The 24151-nt window shown below is 58.8% G+C and carries 17 protein-coding genes; 14 read left to right on the forward strand and 3 right to left on the reverse strand.

All coding sequences use genetic code 11. The features are described from left to right. Positions 1-53 precede the first annotated feature (53 nt). From uppS to ACNQFG_RS09550, 6 genes are all read left to right on the forward strand, one after another. Positions 54-767 carry a polyprenyl diphosphate synthase gene (gene uppS / locus ACNQFG_RS09525; RefSeq protein ID WP_423404720.1) on the forward strand — a complete coding sequence of 238 codons (714 nt, stop codon included), beginning with the start codon at positions 54-56 and terminating at the stop codon, positions 765-767. Between the two features lie 50 nt (positions 768-817). Next, entirely contained in the window at positions 818-1678 is an 861-nt protein-coding gene (locus tag ACNQFG_RS09530; RefSeq protein WP_423404721.1) for a phosphatidate cytidylyltransferase, read from the forward strand. A gap of 25 nt (positions 1679-1703) precedes the next feature. Beyond that, positions 1704-2855, forward strand: coding sequence for a 1-deoxy-D-xylulose-5-phosphate reductoisomerase (gene dxr / locus ACNQFG_RS09535; protein ID WP_423404722.1), 1152 nt, complete (start codon positions 1704-1706; stop codon positions 2853-2855). Between the two features lie 36 nt (positions 2856-2891). Beyond that, a complete protein-coding gene (locus ACNQFG_RS09540) occupies positions 2892-4052 on the forward strand; it encodes a M50 family metallopeptidase (RefSeq protein ID WP_423404723.1) in 1161 nt (386 codons plus the stop codon). 10 nt (positions 4053-4062) lie between these two features. Beyond that, positions 4063-5115, forward strand: coding sequence for a flavodoxin-dependent (E)-4-hydroxy-3-methylbut-2-enyl-diphosphate synthase (ispG, locus tag ACNQFG_RS09545; protein WP_423404724.1), 1053 nt, complete (start codon positions 4063-4065; stop codon positions 5113-5115). A gap of 113 nt (positions 5116-5228) precedes the next feature. Then, a complete protein-coding gene (locus ACNQFG_RS09550; protein WP_423406576.1) occupies positions 5229-9482 on the forward strand; it encodes a PolC-type DNA polymerase III in 4254 nt (1417 codons plus the stop codon). Positions 9483-9598: 116 nt separating this feature from the next. Here the strand turns inward: ACNQFG_RS09550 and ACNQFG_RS09555 are convergent, their stop codons facing one another. Next, positions 9599-11293: a DAK2 domain-containing protein gene (locus ACNQFG_RS09555; protein ID WP_207698984.1), complete on the reverse strand. Its 1695-nt coding sequence runs from the start codon at positions 11291-11293 to the stop codon at positions 9599-9601. Positions 11294-11322: 29 nt separating this feature from the next. Next, positions 11323-11673, reverse strand: coding sequence for an Asp23/Gls24 family envelope stress response protein (locus ACNQFG_RS09560; RefSeq protein WP_423404725.1), 351 nt, complete (start codon positions 11671-11673; stop codon positions 11323-11325). Positions 11674-12089: 416 nt separating this feature from the next. Between ACNQFG_RS09560 and ACNQFG_RS09565 the strand changes: the two genes are divergently transcribed. Then, entirely contained in the window at positions 12090-12551 is a 462-nt protein-coding gene (locus ACNQFG_RS09565) for a CBS domain-containing protein (protein ID WP_423406577.1), read from the forward strand. 222 nt (positions 12552-12773) lie between these two features. After that, a complete protein-coding gene (locus ACNQFG_RS09570) occupies positions 12774-14552 on the forward strand; it encodes a Na/Pi cotransporter family protein (RefSeq protein WP_423404726.1) in 1779 nt (592 codons plus the stop codon). A 41-nt stretch (positions 14553-14593) separates the two neighbouring features. Here the strand turns inward: ACNQFG_RS09570 and ACNQFG_RS09575 are convergent, their stop codons facing one another. Next, positions 14594-14965, reverse strand: a complete 372-nt coding sequence (locus ACNQFG_RS09575; RefSeq protein WP_423404727.1) for a hypothetical protein — start codon at positions 14963-14965, stop codon at positions 14594-14596. A 288-nt stretch (positions 14966-15253) separates the two neighbouring features. Here ACNQFG_RS09575 and ACNQFG_RS09580 point away from each other — a divergent pair, with 288 nt between their 5' ends. The 6 genes from ACNQFG_RS09580 to ACNQFG_RS09605 all read left to right on the forward strand — a co-directional run bounded on the left by ACNQFG_RS09580 (position 15254) and on the right by ACNQFG_RS09605 (position 24142). After that, positions 15254-17707 carry a transglycosylase domain-containing protein gene (locus ACNQFG_RS09580; protein WP_423404728.1) on the forward strand — a complete coding sequence of 818 codons (2454 nt, stop codon included), beginning with the start codon at positions 15254-15256 and terminating at the stop codon, positions 17705-17707. Between the two features lie 165 nt (positions 17708-17872). Beyond that, complete coding sequence (locus ACNQFG_RS09585; protein WP_005945891.1) at positions 17873-18313, forward strand: ACT domain-containing protein; 441 nt, start codon at positions 17873-17875, stop codon at positions 18311-18313. Between the two features lie 30 nt (positions 18314-18343). Next, entirely contained in the window at positions 18344-19579 is a 1236-nt protein-coding gene (locus tag ACNQFG_RS09590; protein WP_423404729.1) for a homoserine dehydrogenase, read from the forward strand. A 19-nt stretch (positions 19580-19598) separates the two neighbouring features. Next, entirely contained in the window at positions 19599-20504 is a 906-nt protein-coding gene (gene thrB, locus ACNQFG_RS09595) for a homoserine kinase (protein ID WP_423404730.1), read from the forward strand. A 58-nt stretch (positions 20505-20562) separates the two neighbouring features. After that, a complete protein-coding gene (locus ACNQFG_RS09600; protein WP_423404731.1) occupies positions 20563-21762 on the forward strand; it encodes an aspartate kinase in 1200 nt (399 codons plus the stop codon). Between the two features lie 103 nt (positions 21763-21865). Next, positions 21866-24142, forward strand: coding sequence for a hydratase (locus ACNQFG_RS09605; RefSeq protein ID WP_423404732.1), 2277 nt, complete (start codon positions 21866-21868; stop codon positions 24140-24142). Positions 24143-24151: the final 9 nt, after the last annotated feature.

Below are 24151 nucleotides of genomic sequence, written 5' to 3' on the forward strand. Positions count from 1 at the left end.
TTTTTGCCGACCGGCAGAGGCAAAAGATCTTTGCCGCAGAGAGGAGAAGTACAATGGAACATCCTAAAGAATTTGCCGAGGGCCTTTCCATCGGCATCATCATGGACGGCAACGGCCGCTGGGCAAAGAACCGCGGCCTGCCCCGCACTGCCGGGCACAAAAAGGGTGCAGCCGTCTTCCAGGATATCGCCAACTACTGCGATGAGCTGGGCGTTTCGTCGGTGTACTTCTATGCGTTTTCCACCGAGAACTGGAAGCGTCCGCTGGAAGAGGTCAACGCCATCATGCGGCTGTTCGGCGAATATCTGCTGAAGGGCTTTGACTACAAGAACCGCAATATCCGCATCAAGTTCATGGGCGACCGCGCTGCGCTGGACCCCAAGCTCCAGAAGCTGATGAATGAGCTGGAAGGCGACTCTGCCTCCAAGACCGGCATGACCCTGAACATTGCCATCAACTACGGCGGCCGCCCGGAGATCGTGCGGGCGGCGCAGCAACTGGCGACAAAGGCGGCGGCAGGGGAGATAAAGCCCGAAGAGATCACGGAACAACTGCTCAGCGATGCCATGTATACCGCTGGCCAGAAGGACCCGGATTTTATCCTGCGTCCCAGCGGAGAAAAGCGGCTGTCCAACTTCATGCTCTGGCAGGCAGCTTACTCGGAGCTGGTAGAAATGGACGTTCTGTGGCCGGATTTCACCCGCGATGACCTCGACGCCGCCATCACGGAGTTCAACAAGCGCTCCCGCCGGTTCGGCGGCATCTGAACCATCCCCGGCAAACACAACCGGCAAACACAACCAAGGAGAAACACTCTATGAAAACACGAATCATAACCGCAGTGGTGGGTATCCTCGTTCTGATCGGTGTGCTCTTTACCTTTGACACGATGATCTTCAACCTTGTGATCGCTGCCATCACCCTCATCGCCATCCACGAGATCTATATGGCCCTCGGCTTCGAGAAGAAGGACTGGCTGCTGTACGCCGTCACTGTGCCGTATACGCTGCTGATCATGTTGTCCAGCTATTCCGTCTGGCGGGCGCTGGTCATGCCGGCTTCGTTCCTGCTCGTGCTGTTCTACGCCATCTATCTGGTGGTGCGCAATGGCACCATCAGCTATCAGAAGGCCAGCGGCCTGCTGATGTTCTCCGGTATCGTGATCTTCTGCTTCTATTCCTTTATCCGGCTCAAGGAGCTGCTGCCGGTGGAGCAGTACGGCTACGATGCGGTGTTCTTTATCTTGCTCATCCTCTGCTTTGCCTGGGGCGGCGATACCTGTGCCTACTTTGCAGGCCGTGCCTTTGGCAAGCACAAGCTCTGCCCGGTGGTCAGCCCCAAAAAGACCGTGGAAGGTGCCATTGGCGGTGTTCTGGGCACCATGGTCTGCGGCGTGGTCGTCACGGTGATCTACTCCATCGCAGCCGACCGGCTGGAGGCCTTCACCCGTTCGAACATCGGTGTCTCGATGTATGTCGTCATCGCGCTGCTGGGCTGCGTGGCGGCGGTGCTGGGCATTTATGGCGATCTGTTTGCCAGCGTGGTCAAGCGCCAGTGCGGCATCAAGGATTACGGCACCATCTTCCCGGGGCACGGCGGCATTCTGGACCGCTTTGACAGTGTGATGTTCATCGCACCTTTCGTCACGATGGTCATTATCGCTGTGTTCTATCGCTGATTTGCTCAATTTAGGAGGAAACACGATGTCGAAAAAAATCACTCTGCTGGGTTCTACCGGTTCCATCGGCACCCAGAGTCTGGATGTGATCCGTGCACAGGGCTATGAGGTGTTCGGTCTTTCTGCCCACAGCCATGTAGATAAGATCCTGCAGCAGATCGAAGAATTCCACCCCCGGTACGTCTGCATGACGGACCCCGGCGCAGCGGCCCGGCTGGACGCTGCACTGGCAGGCCGCGCCCAGGCGCCCCGGCTGCTGACCGGCCCGGAGGGCCTCAAGCAGCTGGCCGCACTGGACGGCACCGATGTGGTGCTGAACAGCGTTGTGGGCATTGCAGGCCTTGGTGCCAGCCTGTGCGCCATTGAAAGCGGGCATGATCTGGCCCTTGCCAACAAGGAGAGCCTTGTCACCGGCGGCCGTCTGGTCACACAGGCCGTGGCAAAGCATGGTGTAAAGCTGCTGCCGGTGGACAGTGAACATTCGGCCATCTTCCAGTGCCTGCAGGATAAGGAGAGTGCCCCCAGCCTGACCAAGATCCTGCTCACGGCATCCGGCGGCCCCTTCTTCGGGATGAAGACCGAGGAGCTGCGCGGTAAGACCAAGGCGGATGCCCTCAAGCACCCCAACTGGAACATGGGCGCAAAGATCACCATTGACTCTGCCACCCTGATGAACAAGGGTCTGGAGCTGATCGAGGCAGTGTGGCTGTTCGGCCTGCCGCCGGAGAAGATCCAGATCGTGGTGCAGCGCCAGAGCATCGTGCATTCGGCGGTGCAGTTCAGCGATAATTCGGTCATTGCCCAGCTGGGTGTGCCGGATATGCGCATTCCCATCCAGTATGCACTGACCTACCCGGCCCGTGTGCCGGGCGTGGTGCCGGAGCTGGATTTCACCACCCTCAAGGTGCTCACCTTCGATGTGGCAGACGACGAGACCTTCCGCTGCCTTGCCGCCTGCAAAAAGGCCATCAAAAAGGGAGGTCTCGGCCCATGCGCCGCCAACGGTGCCAATGAGGAAGCTGTCAAGCTCTTCCTTGAGGACAAAATTGGCTTCCTCGATATTGGCCGTCTGGTGGAAGCAGTCGTGGACAGCGACAGCTTTGGCGGCGACTACACGCTGGCCGACGTGTATGAGTGCGACAGAATGGCCCGCGCCTTCGTGCGCAGCCACCTGTAAGCGCGCACGGCTTATGAATTCATTTTTGGAGAAGCTATGTCTTTTATCATTACTCTTTTGGCTGCGGTGCTCGTGTTCAGCGCTGTGATCGCCATTCATGAATTCGGGCACTTTACCGTGGCAAAGCTCTGCGGCATTCAGGTCAACGAGTTTTCCATCGGCATGGGGCCTGTTCTGCTCAAAAAGACGCAGAATGGCACCCAGTACAGCCTGCGTGCATTGCCGGTAGGCGGCTATGTGGCGCTGGAGGGCGAGGAAAGCCCCGAGAGCCAGCAGGCGGAGAAAGGGGAGTGTCCCGATGCGGAACCCCAGACGCCCCCTTCGTGCGCTGACGCGGACGGCTCCCCAGATGGAGGAGCCGGAAACGAGAAAGTACCGGCGCAGCCTGTCGGCAAGCCGCTGAACGAGGCGGCGGTCTGGCAGCGGGCCCTCATCATGGCGGCGGGTGCGTTCATGAACTTCCTACTGGGATTCGTGGTCATGGTCATCCTCATTGCGGCACAGAGCGAACCCATCACCAGCCGGGTCATCTACGCCATCGACGATGGTGCCCTCTGCGGCCAGACGGGTCTGGAAGCAGGGGATAAGGTGCTGGCCGTCAATGGCCGCCGGTGCTTTGTGGCGAACGACATGCTCTATGAATTGATGCGCACCGAGGACTACTCCGCCCGCTTCACCGTTCTGCGCGGCGGCGAAAAGGTGGAGCTGCCCTGCGTCCGGTTCGACACCTGGCAGGACGAGAACGGCCAGACCCATATGACCCTTGGCTTTACGGTGTACGGCATCAAAAAAACACCGCTCAATGTGTTAAAAGAAGCATGGAACAGTGTGCTCTATTATGGGCGCATCATCTTCACCTCCCTGATGGACCTGCTGCGGGGCCGGGAGAGCATCAACAATCTGTCCGGCCCGGTGGGTATCGTGACAGCGATCGGTCAGGCGGCAAGCTACGGCTGGCAGGATCTGCTGGAGCTGCTGGCCCTCATCACCATCAATCTGGGCGTGTTCAATCTGCTGCCCTTCCCGGCACTGGATGGCGGCAAGGTGGTATTTTTGATCATTGAGGGCGTTACCGGCCATGCAGTGCCGGAAAAGATCCAGAGCGGGCTGACGCTGGCGGCGTTCGCGCTGTTCTTTGGCCTGATGCTCTTTGCAACCTATAATGATATCATCCGGCTCATCACCGGGGCGGTCTAAAGAAAGGAAAATGACAATGCGGCAGTTAAAACGGGAAGTGAAAATCGGCAATGTGACCATCGGCGGCAAGAATCCTGTTGCGGTGCAGACGATGCTCAACGTGCCGGTGGAGGATATTGAGGGCAATGTGGCGCAGGCAAAGCGGTGCGAAGCTGCTGGCTGTCAGATCCTGCGCGTGACCTGCCCCAGCCCGGCGGATGCAAAATGCATCGAAGCCGTCAAGAATGCGGTGAACATCCCCATTGTGGCAGACATCCATTTTGACTACAAGGCGGCTCTGGCCTGCGCAGATGTAGGCGTGGATAAGATCCGCATCAACCCCGGCAACATCGGCGACGATGACCGGGTGAAGGCTGTGGTGGATGCCTGTCAGCGCAAGAACATTCCCATCCGCATCGGCGTGAATGGCGGCAGTCTGGAAAAGCACATCCTTGCAAAATACGGCGCACCCACGCCGGAGGCCATGGTGGAGAGTGCACTGTACCATGTGCGCCTGCTGGAAAAATTCGATTTCAACAACATCGTCATTTCCATCAAGAACTCCAATGTGCCTCGCATGATGGAGGCCTACCGCCAGCTCAGCGCTGTCACGGATTACCCGCTCCATGTGGGTGTTACCGAGGCGGGTACCTACCAGATGGGTCTGCTGAAAAGCGGCATGGGCATCGGCGGAATGCTGCTGGAAGGCATTGGCGATACCATCCGCGTCTCGCTGGCCGCAGAGCCGGAAAAGGAAGTGGAAGCGGGCTACAACATCCTGCGCGCCGTGGGCTTCCCGGTAGCAGGCCCGGAGGTCATCACCTGCCCCACCTGCGGCCGCACCCAGTATCCCTGCACCGAGATCGCCAATGAGGTGGAAAAGCGGCTGCAGGGCTGCAAAAAATCCATCAAGGTGGCCGTGATGGGCTGCGTGGTCAACGGCCCCGGTGAAGCCCGCGAAGCAGACATCGGCATTGCCGGCGGCAAAGGCGAGGCGGTGCTGTTCATCCACGGCAAGCCCATCAAAAAGCTGACCGGAGACAACATCCTGGATCAGTTCATGGATGAGATCTATAAACTGTAATTTGGCTTTTTTCACAGCTGCCACACCTGCAAAAAACGGGTGCGGCAGTTTGTGCTGTATAAAAAGGAGTACCATTTGTGACACCACTCGTATCCAACCTGTGGCCGCAGTTCATGGTGGACCCGGCATTTGCGGCCTGCTTCGGGCAGGTCATTGTGGAGCATGCGCAGATGCTGCGGCAGGAGCGGCAGGTCATCTTTACCCTGCGCAGCGGTGCGCCGCTGGACAAAAATCTCTGTGCCCGGCTGCTGGCATCCCTGCAGCCGGATTATGAGGGCTTTGAGCTGCGCATCCAGAACCTGTTTGGCTATGCCATGCTGGACGAAGCGGCCCTGCGCGATCTGATGGAAGAGATGAAGCGGGACGGCGTGCCCATCAACGGCTTTCTGGACCGGTGCAAGATCAACATCATCGGACAGAAGATCACCATCGGCGTATGCCATGGCACCAAGTTTTTGCAGGAGATGCACTTTGAAAAGCTGCTGGCAGAGCGCATTGCAGCCCACACCGGGGTAACGCCGCAGGTAACGCTGCAAAGCGCTGTAAGCGAAGCCGAGCAGCACCAGATGGAAGAAAAGCTGGAGCGCAAGATCGCGCCACCGGTGGTCAAGTTTGAGAAAAAGAACACAGCACCGTCCATCAAGGTGGATGGTCTGGACCTGACCGATAAGCCCGTCACCATTTTCCACGGCAAGATGTTCACCCCCAAGAACCTCACCCCGCTGAAAGACCTTGGCGGCGAGGGCGGCAAGTGCACGATCTGGGGCGATGTGTTCTTCTCGGAGGTCAAGGGCAACTTCCGCAAAATTTATACCGTATCCATCACCGATTATCAGGGCTCCATCAACCTGAAGATCCGCGCGCAGGAAGGTGAGGACTGCTCCAAGTGGGAGAGCCTTGGCAAAGGCACCACCCTCATCGTGCGCGGCGACTGCTCCTACGACAAGTACGAACACGATTATATCGTCTACCCCTACGATGTGCTCATCGTGGAGCGCAAAAAGCGGGAGGATACCGCACCGGTCAAGCGTGTAGAGCTGCATCTGCACACCAAGCTTTCCAGCATGGACGGCTTCTGTGACCCCGGCGGCATCGTCAAGCTGGCCCACCGCATGGGACATCCGGCCGTTGCCATCACTGACCACGGTGTGTGTCAGGGTTACCCGGAAGCCATGCTGGCAGCGGACGATATCCATAAATCAGACCCGGACTTCAAGCTGATCTACGGCTGCGAAGCCTACTTTGTGGACGACATGATCCCCTGTGTATACGGTGTGAAGGATCAGCCGCTGGACGGGGAGTTCTGCGTGTTTGATACCGAGACCACAGGCCTTGACCCCGGCGTGGAGTATATGACCGAGATCGGTGCCGTCATCGTGAAAAACGGCGAAGTGGTGGAGGAATTTGATACCTTTGTCAAGCCCGGCAAGCCCATCACCCCCAAGATCACCGAGCTGACCGGCATCACCAACGAAATGGTCGCCGATGCCCCCAGTGAGGCCGAGGCATTGCAGGCGTTCCTGGATTTTGCAGGCGGGCGCATTCTGGTGGCCCACAACGCCCACTCGTTCGACATCCGCTTCCTCCGCATCGCGGCCAAACGGAGCGGCATCTCGTTTGAACCGACCTATATCGACACCCTGACCATGGCGCAGGCCATGTACCCCGGCCTGCACAACTACAAGCAGGGCACCATCAACAAGCATCTGGAGCTGCCTGCCTACGAGGCCCACCGTGCCTGTGAAGATTCTGCCGCGCTGGGCCGCATCTTCGGGGTCATGCTGAACGACCTGAAAGAAAAGCAGGTAGCAAAGGTCAGTGAGATCAACACCGGCCTTGGCGGCAACCGCGAGGTGCTGAAAAAGAAGTATTACCACCTCATCATTCTGGTCAAGAACCAGATGGGCCTGAAAAATTTGTACAAGATCGTCAGCGAAGCCCATGTGAACTACTTTTTCAAAAAGCCCCGGGTGCCCCGGAGCCTTTTGAACAAATACCGGGACGGCCTGCTGCTCACTTCCGCCTGCGAAGCCGGCGAGCTGTACCGGGCCATCGTGGAGGGACGCTCCTACGAGGAATTGAAGAAGATCGCGTCCTACTACGATATTCTTGAGATCCAGCCGCTGGGCAACAACGCCTACATGGTGCGGGACGGCAAGGTGGACAGCGAAGAGGACATCAAAAACTTCAACCGCACGGTCATCAAGCTGGGCGAAGATCTGCACAAGCCGGTCATTGCCACCGGCGACGTGCACTTTACCGAGCCGGAGGATGCGGCGTACCGTGCCGTGCTGCAGGCGGGCAACGGCTTTAAAGATGCCGACAACCAGCCGCCGCTGTTCTTCCGCACCACCGAGGACATGCTGAAACAGTTCAGCTATCTGCCCAAAGAAAAGGCGTATGAGATCGTCGTGACCAACCCGCGCAAGATCGCGGCTTCCATCGACGGCAATGTCCGCGCCATCCCGCGCGGCACCTACCCGCCCAGCATCGAGGGTGCAGAGCAGCAGCTGCGCGATGCTACGTGGGAACACGCCAAGCGCGATTACGGTGACCCGCTGCCCGAAATTGTGGAAAAGCGGCTGCAGAAGGAGCTGGACTCCATCTGCGGCCATGGCTACGCCGTGCTGTACGTCATTGCGGTCAAACTGGTGGCCTATTCCAACGCGGGCGGCTATCAGGTGGGCAGCCGTGGTTCGGTCGGCTCATCGGCCGTGGCCCACTTCTCCGGCATCTCGGAGGTGAACAGCCTGCCGCCCCACTATCGCTGCCCCAAGTGCAAGCACAGCGAGTTCATCACCGACGGCAGCGTGGACGACGGCTTTGACCTGCCGGATAAAAACTGCCCCAACTGCGGCACCCGGATGCTGGTGGACGGCCACGATATTCCCTTCGAGACCTTCCTCGGCTTCTACGGCGATAAAGAGCCGGATATCGACCTGAACTTTTCCGGCGAATATCAGTCCAATGTGCACCGCTATACCGAGGAGCTGTTCGGCAAAGCCAACGTGTTCAAGGCGGGCACCGTGTCCGGTATTCAGGACAAGACCGCCTACGGCTATGTCAAAAAATATCTGGATGAGCGCGGCCGCACGGTGAACCATGCGGAGGAGAACCGCCTGACTCTGGGCTGCACCGGCGTCAAGCGCACCACGGGTCAGCACCCCGGCGGCATGGTCGTTGTGCCGGATACCTACGAGATCTACGATTTCTGCCCCATCCAGCACCCGGCGGACGATGTGGCAGGCGGCCTGCTGACCACCCACTTCGAGTTCAAGTACCTGCACGATACCCTGCTCAAGCTGGACGAACTGGGCCACGATATGCCCACCTTCTACAAGTATTTTGAGGAGTACACCGGTATCCCCATCGACAGCATCCCCATGAACGACCCCAAGGTGTACAGCCTGCTGACCAGCCCCGAAGCGCTGGGCGTGACCCCGGAGCAGATCGACAGCCAGACCGGCACCTTCGGCATCCCGGAAATGGGCACCAACTTCGTGCGCGGTATGCTGGTGGAGGCACGCCCCAAGAACTTTTCCGAACTGATCCAGATCTCGGGCCTGTCCCACGGCACTGATGTGTGGACCGGCAACGCGGACGAGCTGATCCGCAGCGGCACCTGCACCATTGCGGAGGTCATTGGCTGCCGTGACAGCATCATGCTGTACCTGCTGCGCAAGGGTCTGGAACCCAAGATGGCCTTTGATATCATGGAGGCTGTGCGTAAGGGCAAGGTGGCCAAGGGCGGCTTCAAGGATGGCTGGGAGGAAGCCATGCGGGAGCACGAGGTGCCGGACTGGTACATCGAGAGCTGCCGCAAGATCAAGTATATGTTCCCCAAGGCCCATGCCGTGGCCTACCTGATGTCGGCCATTCGTCTGATGTGGTTCAAGATCTACCGTCCGCCGGAGTTCTATGCGGTATACTTTACCGTACGCGGCGACGACATCGACTATGAGGCCGCTGTGGGCGGTGCGGCAGTGGCCCGCGCTCACATGGAAGAAGTCAAGCGCCGCCTGAAGGAAGAGAAGAACGCCAAGGACGAAGATGTGCTGGTCAGCCTGCAGCTCGTCAACGAGATGCTGGTGCGCGGCTACGAGTTTTTGCCCATTGAGCTGGGCAAGAGCCGCGGCTCCAAGTATGTGGTGGAGGACGGCAAGGTGCGTCTGCCTTTCTCTTCGCTGAAGGGTCTTGGCGGTGCTGCCGCCGATGCACTGGAAAAGGTGACCATCCACGGCGAAGAATATATCTCGGTGGAAGAGCTGCAGCAGGCTTCCGGTGTCGGCAGCAGCATTCTGGACCGTCTGCGTCAGGTGGGCGCTCTGGGCGACTTGCCGGAGAGCAGTCAGGTGAGCTTCTTCTGAGGATTCTGAAAGCAAAAGTGCCTGCACGGCTTTAGCTGTGCAGGCACTTTTGCTTTAAAAAAGCACCCGCGGCAAAAATCGCAGGTGCTTAAAAATTCAGCAGAACGGGGGAGTGTTTACTCCACGCTGATCATATAATAGTAAACGGGCTGGCCGCCGCGGATGTGGCTGACCTCAACGTGGTTCGGGCACTTTGCCTTTACGATCTCGGTCACTTTCTCGGCATCCTCATCGCTCACGTCGCAGCCGGAAATGATGGTGACGAAGCTGGAATCCTTCTTGCACATGCCGCGTGCCAGACGGTAGGTAGCTTTGGTGATATCGTTGGAGGTGGAAACGATCTTGCCGTTCTCCAGAGCCATGATCTCGCCCTTCCTGATGCGCTTGCCGTCGTACTCACTGTCGCGGGCAGCATAGGTGATCAGACCGGTGGACACCTTGTCGGCAGCAGCCATCATGTTGATGGTGTTGGTCTCGGCGTTCACAGAGGGATCAAAGTTCAGCATGGCGGTAATGCCCATGGGCACGGTGCGGGTGGGCAGAACGACCACCTGACGGTCGGCCAGCTTCTGGGCCTGCTCAGCAGCCATGATGATGTTCTTGTTGTTGGGCAGCACGAACACGGTCTTTGCGGGCACGCTCTGGATGGCGGCGAGGATATCCTCGGTGGCTGGGTTCATGGTCTGACCACCGGAGACCACTGCGTCTGCAGCCAGATCGGTGAACACGGCCTTCAGGCCTTCACCGGCGGCAACAGCAACAAAGCCATAGTCACGGCTGGGGTCCACAGCAGCGTAGACGAACTCGCTGGACTGAGAAGGGGCCTTCTCAGCAGAAGCCTGCTTTTCCAGGCTCTTGCCCTGCTTCTGACGGGCCAGGAACTGCTCGTGCATGTTCTCGATCTTGAAGTTGGTCAGGTAGCCATACTTGATGGCTTCGCTCAGGATCTTGCCGGGATCAGCGGTGTGCACATGCAGGTTGATCACATCGTCATCCTCGATGCACACCACACTGTCGCCGTTGGATTCTGCAAAGGCACGCATCTTTGCGGCGCTTGCACCCTCATACTTGTTGATCAGGAACTGGGTGCAGTAGCCGTTCTTGATGTCCTCCACCTTCATCAGGTCGTCGGTGAACACGCCCTTGCCGGCGTTCTCGGTGGAGAGCTTTGCCTTGTTGGGAGCAGCCTCGCCGCCTGCCACGATGCCTTCGCCATGGAACACCTTGCCCATGCCCTCAAAGATAATCATGATGCCCTGACCGCCGGCATCCACAACGCCGGCCTTCTTCAGAACAGGCAGCAGGTTGGGGGTGTCCTCCAGAGCCTTCTGGCCGGCGGTCATCACCACATCCCACAGAGCGGGCACATCCTCGGCACCGCAGGCAGCAGCTTCCTCAGAGGCAATGCGTGCAACCGTGAGGATGGTGCCCTCGGTGGGCTTCATAACGGCCTTATAAGCGCCCTCGACACCCTTCTTCAGAGCCTCGACAATGTCGGCAGCGGTGGCTTCCTTCTTGCCTTCCAGCGCCTTGGAGAAGCCGCGGAACAGCAGGCTGGTGATAACACCGGAGTTGCCGCGTGCGCCGCGCAGCATGGCGGAAGCAGCGGTCTTGGAAGCCTCACCCACGGTGCAGCTGTCGTCCAATGCTTCCAGCTCGCGCACAGAAGCACCCACGGTCATGCCCATGTTGGTGCCAGTGTCGCCATCAGGAACAGGGAAAACGTTCAGCTCGTCCACGCGGGAGCGCTGATTGTTGATGTTGTTGGCGCCAGAGATAATGGCGTCACGCAAAATCTTACCAGAAATCATTTGAATTTTCTCCTTATTCTCTTGTCCGATCAGGCGATCACGTCGTCCACGGAGACGATCACGCGGGCAACCTTCAGGCCGGTAGCCTGCTCTACCTCGTCCTTGACGCGGTGAGAGATGCTGCGTGCGGCGGTGGAAATGTTCAGGCCATAGCTCACTGCAATGTGCAGTTCGATCACCAGACGACCATCCTCCTGCGTGACACGGACACCCTTTGCAGAAAAATCAGCGCCGCGCACCATGCTCCGCACCTTGTCGGTCAGATCGCGGGGGGTCATTGCGGCCACACCGTAGCATTGTTTGGTTGCTTCGCCCACGAGCGTCGAAAAATACTCGGCGGAGAAGCTGACATCCCCCAGAGGGAAACGGGAAGTGATCATAGTCGCTCTGCTCCTTTTATCAGATTATTTGATTTGGCCCGGCGAACCGGGAAAGGAATCTTACACGCTTATTATACCTCTTTAACGGCCCGGTGTACAGCGGAAAATTGCAACTCCTGTGCCGGACATACCCCATTGCACCCGATTTCGAGCGCCGCAGTGGGTATCCTGAGAACAGGGCCGCAGTGCCAGAGGGCCTGGTGGGCAGTTCCTTTCTGCTTAGTATAGCACAAAATGCGCCAGAGTGCATGGTTTTTCCGCATGTTTTGAAAAAGAGCGAAAAATGACTGTGAATAAAATCTAAAAAGTATGATTATTCCCTTTAACTCGCTGTGAAAAAGTGCTAAAATCAAATCAGAGAGACGGGGCGCTGCGCCCACAACGGCAGAATTTGTTTTTCGATAGGAGAGCTGATGATGAACATTTTGTTTTTCCTTTCACCCAAGCAGGATCTGATGTATGTTTACGACGATTTCACCCTTCGGCAGACGCTGGAAAAGTGGGAGAATAACCGCTACGCGTCCATTCCGGTGCTCAACCGGCAGGGAAAATATGTGGGCACCCTGACCGAGGGCGACATTCTCTGGGGGCTGAAAAAGTTCCATGGTCTGGATCTGGAAGCGGCTGAGGATGTCCCCATTTCCAGCTTTGCCCACAAGCGCGACTACAAGGCTGTCACCGTGACCACCAGCATGGATCAGCTGATCGAAGCGGCCATGAACCAGAACTTTGTGCCGGTTGTGGATGACCGCGGCATCTTCATTGGCATCGTGCGCAGGCAGGCGATCATCCGTTACTGCTACGATAAGACCCGCGCCGAGCAGTCCGCCGCAAAACCGGCCCGGCGGCGGGAAATGGCGTCAGCTGCGGCAAACTGAATCATTTGTAAAATCCATGTAAAATCTGCGAAAAGAACTGTGCCAAAACCCGGCGAACCGCGCAAAAATGTATCAAAAACGCAAAAAACATGTAAAATAAGGCTTGTTGAAACGGGCCGCTCGATGCTATAATAAAAAGGACGGCGTTCAGGCAGAAAGAGCCCGGCGGCCGTCCTTTGTCTGTTCAGAAAGAAAAGGAAGAACATTTTTAGGAGTATCGAGATGGATATCACACACATCACCTCTCTGTTGGGCGGTATTGCGCTGTTCCTGTACGGCATGTCGATCATGGGCGCCGGCCTGGAGAAGCTGGCGGGCGGCAAAATGCAGGGCGTGCTGCAAAAGCTGACCTCCTCAACGCTCAAGGGCGTTATTTTTGGCACCCTCATCACGGGTGTCATCCAGTCCTCGGCCGGCACGGTCGTTATTTGTGTCGGTCTGGTAAACTCCGGCATCATGACCCTTACGCAGTCGGTAGGTGTCATTATGGGTGCAAACATTGGTACCACTGTTACCGGCCAGCTGATCCGCATGGCGGATATCTCCGGTGACAGTCTCTGGCTGACACTGATCCAGCCCAAGACCTTTGCGCCCGTGGTGGCGTTTATCGGCTGCATTTTTTATGTGTTCCTGCGCAGCGCTAAAAGGAAGAACATCGGCCAGATCATGCTGGGCTTCGGCATCCTGTTTACCGGCATGAGCCTGATGGACACCGGTGTGGCTCCTCTGCGTGAGAGCGCCGTGTTCCAGAATCTGTTCGTTACCATGACGAATCCCGTTCTGGGCATTCTGGTGGGCGTGGTGGTCACGGTGATCATCCAGTCCTCCTCGGCATCGGTGGGTATCCTGCAGGCACTGTCCAGCACGGGTCTGGTCACCTTCAGCTCTGCCATCCCCATTATTCTGGGCGCACACATCGGCACGGCCTTTACGCCGCTGCTCACCATTGGCGGCTCCTCCAAGGACGGCAAGCGCACCGCGCTGATCCACCTTTATTTTAATATCATCGGCAGCGTGGTGCTGCTGGCGGCCATCTATGCGGTGCGTTACACCATCGGCATCCCCGTCTGGGGCGATGTGATGAACAAGAGCACCATCGCAAACATCCACACCCTTTCCAGCGTGTGCGCCATGCTGCTGTTCCTGCCGTGCAGCGGCGTGCTGTCCAAGCTGGCACTGCTCACTGTGCCGGACAGCGCCGAGGAAGCACAGGAGCTGAGCATGCCGGTGCTGGATGAACGTCTGTTCAAAAGCCCGGCTGTGGCCCTGCAGCAGGCTAAGAGCGCTGTGATCAAGATGTCCCGCCGTGCTGCCCGCAATGTGAATCTGGCTGCACCGCTGCTGCTGAAGATGGACGAAGACGTCGTGAGCGCGGTGAACGTCCGGGAGAACCTGATCGACCGCATGGAGGTAGCGATCTCCAACTATCTGATCAAGATGACCGATCAGGAGCTGGGCGACGATGAGAGCCACACTGTGACCGAACTGCTGAATTTTGTTACCGAGTTCGAGCGCATCGGCGACTATGCGGTGAACATTATGGAAAAATCCGAGGAGCTTTATGAGAAGGAAGCGTCCTTCAGCGACCATGCAAAGGAGGAGCTCAAGCTCCTCACCGGCGCGATGGAGCGTGTGCTGGACCTGACGAACGACGCCTTTGAGAACACTGACGTCGCATTGGCCCGCCAGGTGGAGCCGCTGGAAGAGGTCATCGACATCATGGTCGAAAAGCTGCGCGATCAGCACATCAAGCGCCTGAAGAATGGCATCTGTTCCATCGACACCGGCGTCGTGTTCCTGGATGTGCTGAACAATGCAGAGCGCATCTCGGATCACTGCTCCAACGTTGCTGCCCGCCTGATCGGCATGGATGCCGGCGAGGACTACGACTCCCACACCCTCAAGAGCATCATGCACCACAACCCCACCAAGGAATACTCGCTCCATTACGAACAGTGCTGCAAGGACTACCTTGTGCCGCTGGAAGCCATGGAAGCGTAATGCACCGATGACAGAGACCCTCCCCGGCGGGAGGGTCTCTGTCATTCTCCCAGGTCCTCCAGCACGGTCCGCAGCTCGGTCTCGCTGTAGACCGCAAGGCCCTGCTTGATGCGGAGGGCGTCGTTTTCGGGCAGAAGGTTGACGTAGATGCCGGTCTCCTCCAACCGGTCGGCGGGTTCCCCGTCGGCCCCGCAGGCATAGACCGTCAGCATCCCGCCCTCGTCGCAGAGATAGTAGAGGGCTGTCCGCTCCGGCAGAGCCTGCGCCGCCAGACTCAGCGGCACCGAGTCCGGCGCTTCGTCCTGCGGGGCAGGGGAGGGCAGCGTCAGCCGGGGGAGGGCCATCCAGAACAGGCTGAACACGATGGCAAAGGCGCAGAGCGCATAAAACAGGCAGAGAACGAGCTTGCGCACAGGGAAATCACTCCTTTGCAGGGAAAGTTTCAAACGGTAGTATGCGCAAAAAGAAAGTTTTCCAGACAGAAGAACAGAATTTTCACAGCAGAATGCTGTACTTTGCAGGGCAAAATGTGCTATACTACCCTTATCCGGGGAAAATCCTGTCCTTTTGCCGGTCGGACCGGGCGGGGCAGTTTGTCGTATTACCAGCGAATCATCGGCCCAGTGGCCGGTCAGGAGGCGATCCTTATCGAACCAAGAAAGATCCACCAGAGCGGGGCGAAGAGAGTACCCCAGCCTTCCGTGGGACGTCAAGTCAATGTGAACAACAGCCGCCGGGACCCGGCTCCCAGCGGGAAGCCCCCCAAGGAGCCGAAGGAGAAGAGCAGGCACCCCCTGCTGCGGTTCCTGGGCCGCACCCTCGCGACGCTGATCTGTCTGGGCATTATGGCGGGCAGCCTGCTGATGGTGGGTATGGTCTATTACGTGGTGCAGGCTACCGCCAACGACGGCGACCTGCTGGATCTGGACAACATTGAGCTGAGCCAGTCCAGTGTGGTGATGGCCACCGACCCGGACACCGGTGCACAGGTGGAGTATGCCACGCTGCGCTCTTCCAACAGCCACCGCGTGTGGGCGGATCTGGAGCAGATCCCCACGAACCTGCAGTATGCGTTCATCTGCACCGAGGATAAGGACTTTTACAACGAGCCCGGCGTCAACTTCAAGCGCACCATCGGCGCAATGGTCAACGAATACCTGCTGCCCATCTACAGCTCCAAGCAGGGTGCATCCACGCTGGAGCAGCAGCTGATCAAGAACCTGACCGACGACAAGAGCGCCAGCGGCATTGAAGGCGCACTGCGCAAGCTGCGCGAGATCTACCGCGCCCTCTGCCTGAGCCGCAGCTATTCCAAGGAGACCATTCTGGAAGCGTACCTGAACACCATCAGCTTTACCGGCACCATTCAGGGCGTGCAGACTGCGGCCAACGAATACTTTAATAAGGATGTCAGTCAGCTGACCCTGTGGGAGTGTGCGACCATTGCGTCCATCACCAAAAACCCCACCAACTATAACCCCTACACTAACCCCGAAAACCTGATCAACCGCCGTAACTTCCTCATGTACAACATGTGGCAGCAGGGCGTGATCAGCGAAGAGGACTACCGCAACGCAGCGGCCCAGCCGCTGGTACTGGCCGAGGATACCAGCAAGAAGAACACCTCCTCCGTGACCAGCTACTTCACCGATGCCCTGTTCAACGAGGTGGTCGGCGACATCATGGAGAAGGAGGGCGTGGACGAAGCCACGGCCCAGAACATGCTCTACACCGGCGGCTACACCATCGAAGCCACGGTCAACCCCAAGATGCAGACTGCCATGGAAAACCTGATGCTCAACACGGATGATGCCTACTTCCCGGCCGGCTGGCATGAGGAAGAGGTGACCTCCATCTCGGACGACGATGTACAGGTGATGAACGAGGACGGTACGCCCAAGACCCGCACCGGCGACGACGGTACCGTTTACTATTACCGCAATGTGCGTACTCAGGCAGCCATGGTCACGCTGGACTATGACGGCAATGTGATCGCCATTGTGGGTGGTCTGGGCGAAAAGAACAAGAGCCTCTCGCTGAACCGTGCCTACAGTGTCAATCGTCAGACGGGTTCTACCATCAAGCCTATCGGTGCGTATGCACTGGGTGTAGAGTATGGTCTGGTGAACTGGTCCACCATGCTCAACAACTCGCCCTTGTATCAGAAGCAGGATATGGTGATCCGCGATGAGGATTACTGCCGCAAGAACGGCCTGATGGGCCTTTCCGACAAGCAGCTGCGCGCTTATCCCAACGCATGGCGCAGCTGGCCCCGCAACTATGGCGGCAACTACGGCGACAACAGTGATGTGCCGCTGTGGAACGGTCTGGCCCGCTCGCTGAACACCATTGCGGTGCGTGTGGGTGATCTGGTGGGCGCAAGCAACATCTTCAATTTTGTGTACAACACCCTGCAGCTGAACACGCTGGACCCGGTAAACGATGTGGGTCTGGCGCAGATGGTCATGGGCAGTCAGACTCATGGCGTTACGCCCACGGCGCTGGCAGCTGCGTTCCAGATCTTCTACGATGGCCAGTACACCACCCCGCACCTGTATACCCGCGTGCTGGACCGTGACGGCAATATCTATCTGGAGAACAACTCCACCAGCTATCAGGCCCTGACCCCGGATACCGCTTATGTGATGAACCGCCTGCTGAAGAACGTTCTGTACTCCAGCGTGGGCACCGCCGGCGGCCGCTACCCCAACTCCAACGGCATGGAAGCCTTTGGCAAGACCGGTACCGCCAGCGACGAAAAGGATCTGTGGTTCGTGGGCGGCACGCCGTACTACGTTACCGCCGTGTGGTGGGGCTACGATGCACCCTATGATATGACCAAGACGCTGGGTAAGCAGCAGGCCAAGACCCGTACCTGTGTTATGGCGTGGAAGGCCTATATGGAAGAGGTCCAGAAGAACCTGCCCTATAAGGCGTTCCCGGCGGCAGACGGCGTGGTGGAGCGCCGCTACTGCACCCAGAGCGGTCTGCTGGCAGGCCCCAACTGCCCCAGCCGCGCTACTGGTTATTACCGTGCGGACGACCTGCCCGATACCTGCAATTACTCCCACTCTTCGGGCGTGACGCAGGCGGCCCAGCCCGCAGCCGACCAGACCACCATCCCGGCGGACACTTCCGGTCTCGACACCGACTGAGCGCAAAACTCATACTTTTTCCCATGGGATGGGTGCCATTCCGGCAAGGCGATGCGCCACTTCACGCATCAAAACTGGATAATCTGACAAAAACGCATCCGACCTCTTGCATTGCAGGGGGCCGGATGCTATTATATTCACTGCAAGAACACTTGTGTTTGTGAGGTGAACAAGTTGGAACGCCGCTTTTATCTGGTAGATGCGCAGGTGCTGCCTGAGGTTTTTCTCAAGGTGGTGCGCGCCAAGGAACTTCTGGCCAGCGGGGAGGCACGCAGCATTTCCGCTGCCACCCGCGCAGTCGATCTTTCGCGCAGCGCTTTTTATAAGTATAAGGACTGCATTTTTGACTCCGAGAATGGCCGTGAGGTGATCACCGTCATGGCTACTCTGCGGGACGAGACCGGTGCACTGCAGAGCCTGCTGGCCGGCATCAGCGCCGCAGGTGCAAGCATTGTGACCATCAACCAGTCCACACCGGAAAACGGTGCCGCACTGGTGGCAGTCACCATCCGCACCGATACCATGCAGATGACCCCCGAAGAGCTGACCGAAAAACTTTCGCGTCAGCGTATGGTGGTAGGCGTGCACTGCGGGTACAATCTGTAAACAACTAAGAGAGAGGAACGAGGGTTTACCATGGCAAAAATCGCGATCTTAGGTTTTGGCACGGTGGGCAGCGGCGTGTACGAGGTACTGTGCCGCAACGCTGCGGGTGTCTCCCGCCGTGCAGGTGAGCCGGTGGAGGTCAAGTACATCCTTGACCCGAAGGATTTCTCCGGCCACCCGGCCGCGCATCTCTTCATCAAGAACTTCGATACCATTCTGGAAGACCCGGAGATCAAGGTGGTGGTGGAGACCATCGGCGGCACCCGCTTTGCGTATCCGTATGTAAAGGCCTGCCTTGAGAGCGGCCGCAGCGTATGCACTTCCAACAAGGAGATGGTGGCCACCTACGGCGCAGAGCTGCTGGGCCTTGCCAAAGAGCACGGCTGTGCCTTCCTGTTCGAGGCTTCTGTGGGCGGCGGTACGCCCATCATTACCCCGATGCACCAGTGTCTGGCGGCAAACGTCATCACCGAGGTGGAGGGCATCGTGAATGGCACCACCAACTTCATGCTCACCAAGATGGTGCGCGAAAATCTGGGCTTTGACGATGCGCTGAAGATCGCGCAAGAGCTGGGCTACGCCGAGACGAAGGACCCCAGCGACGATGTGGACGGCCGTGATGCCTGCCGCAAGATCGCCATTCTGTCCTCGCTGGTGTGCGGCCATCAGATCTACCCCCAGAACATTCCCACCCGCGGCATCCGTGCCATTACCACGGCAGATGTGGAAGCGGCGGAAAAGCTGGGCTGTGTGATCAAGCTGATCGCATGGATGAAGCGGGGTGGCGACGGCAGCGTGGCTGCCGGTGTGGAGCCGTGTCTGGTGCCCAAGGCAAACCAGCTGGCCAGCGTGGACGATGTGTTCAATGCAGTGCTGGTCAAGGGCGATATGCTGGGCGACGTGGTGTTCTACGGCAAGGGCGCAGGCAAGCTGCCTACCGCCAGCGCCGTGGTGGCCGACGTTGTGGATGCCCTGAAGCATGGCTCCAAGGTGCACGACAGCCTGTTCTGGCAGCCTGCTGAGCCGGTGGAGGGAATGCTCACCGACCCGGCTCCTGCTGCATATTATGTGCGTGTAGCAGGCATTGCTCCGGCGGTGGTGGAAGCCATCTACGGCACCGGAAAAGTCGTGGAGGAGCGGTTCGACGGCTGCTCGTACTTTGTCGAGAAGGCCGACGCCAGAGCGCTGGCCGAAGCAGCCCGCAAGGTGGAAGCCGTGGGCGGCAGCGTGAAGCTGGTGCTCAAGCGTCTGCCGGAGGAAGCATAAAAGGGAAGGTGCAGCCATCATGAAGATCAAGGTTTCTGTCCCGGCCACCAGTGCAAACATCGGCTCCGGCTTTGATGCGCTGGGTCTGGCGGTGACGCTGTATAATACGGTCACCTTTGAAGAGAGCGAGAAGCTGGACATCTCGGCAGCGGACGGGACTCGCATCCCCCGCAACGAGTCCAACCTGGTCTACCGCTCGGCCAAGGGCCTGTTCGACAAGGTGGGAAAGAAGATCCCGCCGCTCCGCATCGTGCAGACCAACCCCATCCCCATGGCGCGCGGCCTTGGTTCTTCCTCGGCCTGCATCATCGCGGGACTGCTGGGTGCAAACCGGATGCTGGGCGATGTGCTCAACACGCAGGAGCTGCTCACGCTGGCCACCTCCATTGAGGGCCACCCGGATAACGTGGCCCCGGCTCTTCTGGGCGGTCTGACCAGCAGCGTCTACGAGGACGGTGTGGTCTACTCCGTCAAGCGGGATGTGGACCAGAGCCTCTGCTTCGCGGCCATCGTGCCGGACTACAAGCTGCTGACGGAAGCCGCTCGTGCGGCCCTGCCCAAAGAGGTCTCCCACAAGGACGCAGTATATAACCTTTCGCGCGCTGCGCTGGTGCCCGCCGCCTTCTGCGAGGGCAGACACGACCTGCTGGCCATTGCCACCGAGGATAAGCTGCACCAGCCCTACCGTATGCCGCTGATGCCCGGATCCAAGGAAGCCTTCGCGCTGGCAAAGCAGTGCGGGGCAAAGGCCGTGTATGTGTCCGGTGCCGGTTCCACCGTGATGGCGGTGGCCGAGCGCGCCGACGCAGAGAAATTTTACAAGGGCCTGGAGGCAGGCCTCGAACAGCTGGAAGGTCTGGACGGATGTGAAGCATTTACATTGCTGCGTTTGGATGCCGATAACACCGGCGCAACGGTGGAATGATATTAGGCGTACGCCCTGCGCAGAAAAGCAGGGCAGAAGAAGAGGAGAGTGACAAGATATGGCGTTGATCGTACAGAAGTTCGGCGGTTCTTCGGTGAAGGACCGTGACCGTATCTTCAACGTGGCGCGCATTGTGGCAAACACCCACAACGCGGGCAATGACGTAGTTGTGGTGGTGTCCGCTCAGGGCGATACCACCGATGACCTGATCGCCAAGGCTGGGGAGATCACCCACAACCCTTCGGCCCGTGAAATGGATATGCTGCTGGCTAGCGGCGAGCAGATCAGCATTTCGCTGCTGGCCATGGCACTGAATGAGCTGGGCTGCCATGCCATCAGCCTGACCGGCTGGCAGGCTGGCTTCCGCACCGACCGCGCCTATACCAAGGCGCGCATCACCCGCTTGGAGACAGAGCGCATCTCTTCTGAGCTGGAGCGCAACCGTGTGGTCGTTGTGGCGGGCTTCCAGGGCCTGAACAAGATGGATGACATCACCACTCTGGGCCGCGGCGGCTCCGACACCAGCGCTGTTGCCATTGCAGCAGCCCTGCACGCAGACCGCTGCCAGATCTTTACCGATGTGGAAGGCGTTTACACGGCCGACCCGCGCAAGGTGCGCAACACCCGCAAGCTGGATGAGATCACCTTTGACGAGATGCTGGAGCTGGCATCTCTGGGTGCACAGGTGCTGAACAACCGCAGCGTGGAGCTGGCCAAAAAGTATAATGTGGAGCTGGAGGTGCTCTCCAGCCTGAATCCCGTGCCCGGTACGGTGGTCAAGGAGGTTACAAAAGACATGGAAGGTATGCTGATCAAGGGTGTCGCAAAGGACACTGATGTTGCTGTTATCACGATTCTGAACGTTCCCGATGAGCCGGGCATGAGCTTCAAGATCTTCGGTCTGCTGGCCCAGAAGAACATCAACGTGGACATCATCCTGCAGTCCACCGGCCGTGACGGCAAGAAGGATATCAGCTTTACCTGCTCTGAGGGCGAAGCAGACACCGCACTGCGTGTGCTGAAGGACAGCGGCAAGTTCCAAAACGCCACCTGTGACGAGACCTGCGCCAAGGTCTCCATTGTGGGTGCCGGTATGCAGAGCCACAGCGGCGTTGCTTCCAAGATGTTTGAGGCACTGTCCAACAACAACATCAACATCAAGATGATCTCCACCAGCGAGATCAAGATCTCCTGCATCATCAACCGCGACGATGCCGACAAGGCCGTCAGCGCCATCCACGAGATGCTGTTCGACTAAGAACCATCGGAAGTGCGGAGCCGCGGTGTAAGGGCTCCGGCTCCAGGGCGTCCGCAGGGAAAGGCGGGAAAAGCCCCGGTCTGATAGAGAGAGGCGAAGGAAAATGTTGGAATCCATCAAATGCAGCACGGGCGGCGCGTACTATGTGCGCGGCGCATGGGTCAACGCAGATGCAGACGCCCCGGCGGCACTGGCTGCGCAGGGTTTTGATGCCGCCGCTGTGGCGGATGCCCCCAAGGGCACCATGGCCTACAGCATTCTGCAGGCCCACAACACCAGCGGCGATGCCGAAAACCTGAAGATCAAGTTCGATGCCATGGCCAGCCATGACATCACCTTTGTGGGCATCATCCAGACGGCCCGTGCGTCCGGTCTGGAGAAATTCCCCATTCCGTATGTGCTCACCAACTGCCACAACAGCCTTTGCGCCGTGGGCGGCACCATTAATGAGGACGACCACCGCTTCGGCCTGTCCGCCGCCAAAAAATACGGCGGCATTTTTGTGCCCCCGCATCTGGCGGTCATCCACCAGTACATGCGCGAAAAGTTTGCGGGCTGCGGCAAGATGATCCTTGGCTCGGACTCCCACACCCGCTACGGTGCTCTGGGCACTATGGCCATTGGTGAGGGCGGCGGCGAGCTGGCAAAGCAGCTGCTGGGCCGCACCTACGATGTGGCCCGTCCGGGTGTTGTTGCAATTTATCTCACCGGTTCTCTGCCTGCAGGCTGCGGCCCGCACGATGTGGCCATTGCGCTGGTGGGCAAGCTGTTCAAGAGCGGCTATGTCAAGAACAAGGTGATGGAGTTTGTCGGCCCCGGCGTTGCGTCTCTGCGTCAGGATACCCGCAACGCCATCGATGCCATGACCACCGAGACCACCTGCCTGTCCTCCATCTGGGAAACCGACGAAACGACGCAGAAATTCCTTGCGGTGCATGGCCGTGCCGCCGACTATAAGAAGCTGGCTCCGGCCGACCTTGCTTATTACGACGGTGTGGTAGAGGTAGACCTTTCTGCCATCCGCCCCATGATCGCACTGCCCATGCATCCCTCCAATGCATTTACCATTGAAGAGCTGAACGCAAACCTTGAGGATATTCTCCATGCCTGCGAGCAGGATGTGCAGAAGCTGATCGGCCGTAAGGATGTCAGCCTTGACCTGTGCAGCAAGATCGAGAACGGTAAACTGCGTGTGGATCAGGGCGTGATCGCAGGCTGCGCAGGCGGTCTGTACGACAGCATTTATGAAGCTGCCTCCATCCTCAAGGGCCACACCGGCGGCTGCGGTGACTACGCCCTGAGCGTGTATCCCGGCAGCCAGCCCATCATGATGGAACTGGTGCGCACCGGAGTCATCCACGACCTGATGGCCAGCGGTGCCACCGTCCGCACTGCGTTCTGCGGCCCCTGCTTCGGCGCAGGCGACGTGCCTGCCAACGGCGCGCTGTCTATCCGCCATACCACCCGCAACTTCCCCAGCCGCGAAGGCTCCAAGCCCGGCAACGGCCAGCTTTCCGGAGTGGCACTGATGGATGCCCGCAGCATTGCGGCCACCACGGCCAACGGCGGAATTCTGACCCCGGCTACCGATATCGACTATGATCCCACCGTGCCGGAGTATCAGTACGATCCTTCCAGCTACGATACCCGCGTGTATCAGGGCTTTGGCAAGGGCGATTACGATGCCCTGCTCAAGCTTGGCCCCAACATCAAGGACTGGCCCGAAATTGCACCGCTGGGCGATAACCTGCTGCTGAAGGTGGCATCTTACATCACCGACCCTGTCACCACCACCGACGAGCTGATCCCCTCCGGTGAGACTTCGTCTTACCGTTCCAATCCTCTGGGTCTGGCCGAGTTCACCCTCAGCCGCAAGGACCCGGAGTATGTGGGCCGTGCCAAGGCCGTGCAGGCCGAAGAAGCCGCCCGCCGCGCCGGGCAGGGGGATGCGGCCCTGCTGGAACAGATCCGCACCGTGCCCGGCTGTGAGCAGCTGACCTGGGAGGATGTGCAGCTCTCGTCTACCATCTTTGCCGTCAAGCCCGGCGATGGTTCTGCCCGTGAGCAGGCGGCCAGCTGCCAGCGTGTGCTGGGGGCCGGTGCCAACATCGTTGCCGAGTACGCCACCAAGCGCTACCGCTCCAACCTCATCAACTGGGGTATGCTGCCGCTGCAGCTGGTGGGCGCAACGCCGTTCGGTCTGGGCGACTATGTCTTTATCCCGAATGTCCGCGAGGCCCTCAAGGGCGACCTGCAGGACATCAAGGCCTATGTGCTGGGCGACACCGCAAAGGAGTTCAGCCTGTACATGGCCCCGCTGACCGCCGACGAGCGCAAGATCCTGGCCGACGGCTGCCTGATCAATTTCTATAAGCACTAAGCATTGATA

Source organism: Faecalibacterium prausnitzii (genome assembly GCF_049532945.1).
Taxonomy (GTDB): domain Bacteria; phylum Bacillota; class Clostridia; order Oscillospirales; family Ruminococcaceae; genus Faecalibacterium; species Faecalibacterium prausnitzii_N.

Excerpts from the sequence above, each read along its gene's own strand:
- ACNQFG_RS09540 (WP_423404723.1), top strand. The coding sequence starts at position 2,892 with ATGTCTTTTATCATTACTCTTTTGGCTGCGGTGCTCGTGTTCAGCGCT.
- ACNQFG_RS09600 (WP_423404731.1), top strand. The coding sequence starts at position 20,563 with ATGGCGTTGATCGTACAGAAGTTCGGCGGTTCTTCGGTGAAGGACCGT.
- ACNQFG_RS09605 (WP_423404732.1), top strand. The coding sequence starts at position 21,866 with ATGTTGGAATCCATCAAATGCAGCACGGGCGGCGCGTACTATGTGCGC.
- ACNQFG_RS09570 (WP_423404726.1), top strand. The coding sequence starts at position 12,774 with ATGGATATCACACACATCACCTCTCTGTTGGGCGGTATTGCGCTGTTC.
- ACNQFG_RS09550 (WP_423406576.1), top strand. The coding sequence starts at position 5,229 with ATGGTGGACCCGGCATTTGCGGCCTGCTTCGGGCAGGTCATTGTGGAG.
- dxr (WP_423404722.1), top strand. The coding sequence starts at position 1,704 with ATGTCGAAAAAAATCACTCTGCTGGGTTCTACCGGTTCCATCGGCACC.
- ACNQFG_RS09590 (WP_423404729.1), top strand. The coding sequence starts at position 18,344 with ATGGCAAAAATCGCGATCTTAGGTTTTGGCACGGTGGGCAGCGGCGTG.
- ACNQFG_RS09565 (WP_423406577.1), top strand. The coding sequence starts at position 12,090 with ATGAACATTTTGTTTTTCCTTTCACCCAAGCAGGATCTGATGTATGTT.
- ispG (WP_423404724.1), top strand. The coding sequence starts at position 4,063 with ATGACAATGCGGCAGTTAAAACGGGAAGTGAAAATCGGCAATGTGACC.
- ACNQFG_RS09555 (WP_207698984.1), bottom strand. The coding sequence starts at position 11,293 with ATGATTTCTGGTAAGATTTTGCGTGACGCCATTATCTCTGGCGCCAAC.
- thrB (WP_423404730.1), top strand. The coding sequence starts at position 19,599 with ATGAAGATCAAGGTTTCTGTCCCGGCCACCAGTGCAAACATCGGCTCC.
- uppS (WP_423404720.1), top strand. The coding sequence starts at position 54 with ATGGAACATCCTAAAGAATTTGCCGAGGGCCTTTCCATCGGCATCATC.
- ACNQFG_RS09530 (WP_423404721.1), top strand. The coding sequence starts at position 818 with ATGAAAACACGAATCATAACCGCAGTGGTGGGTATCCTCGTTCTGATC.
- ACNQFG_RS09560 (WP_423404725.1), bottom strand. The coding sequence starts at position 11,673 with ATGATCACTTCCCGTTTCCCTCTGGGGGATGTCAGCTTCTCCGCCGAG.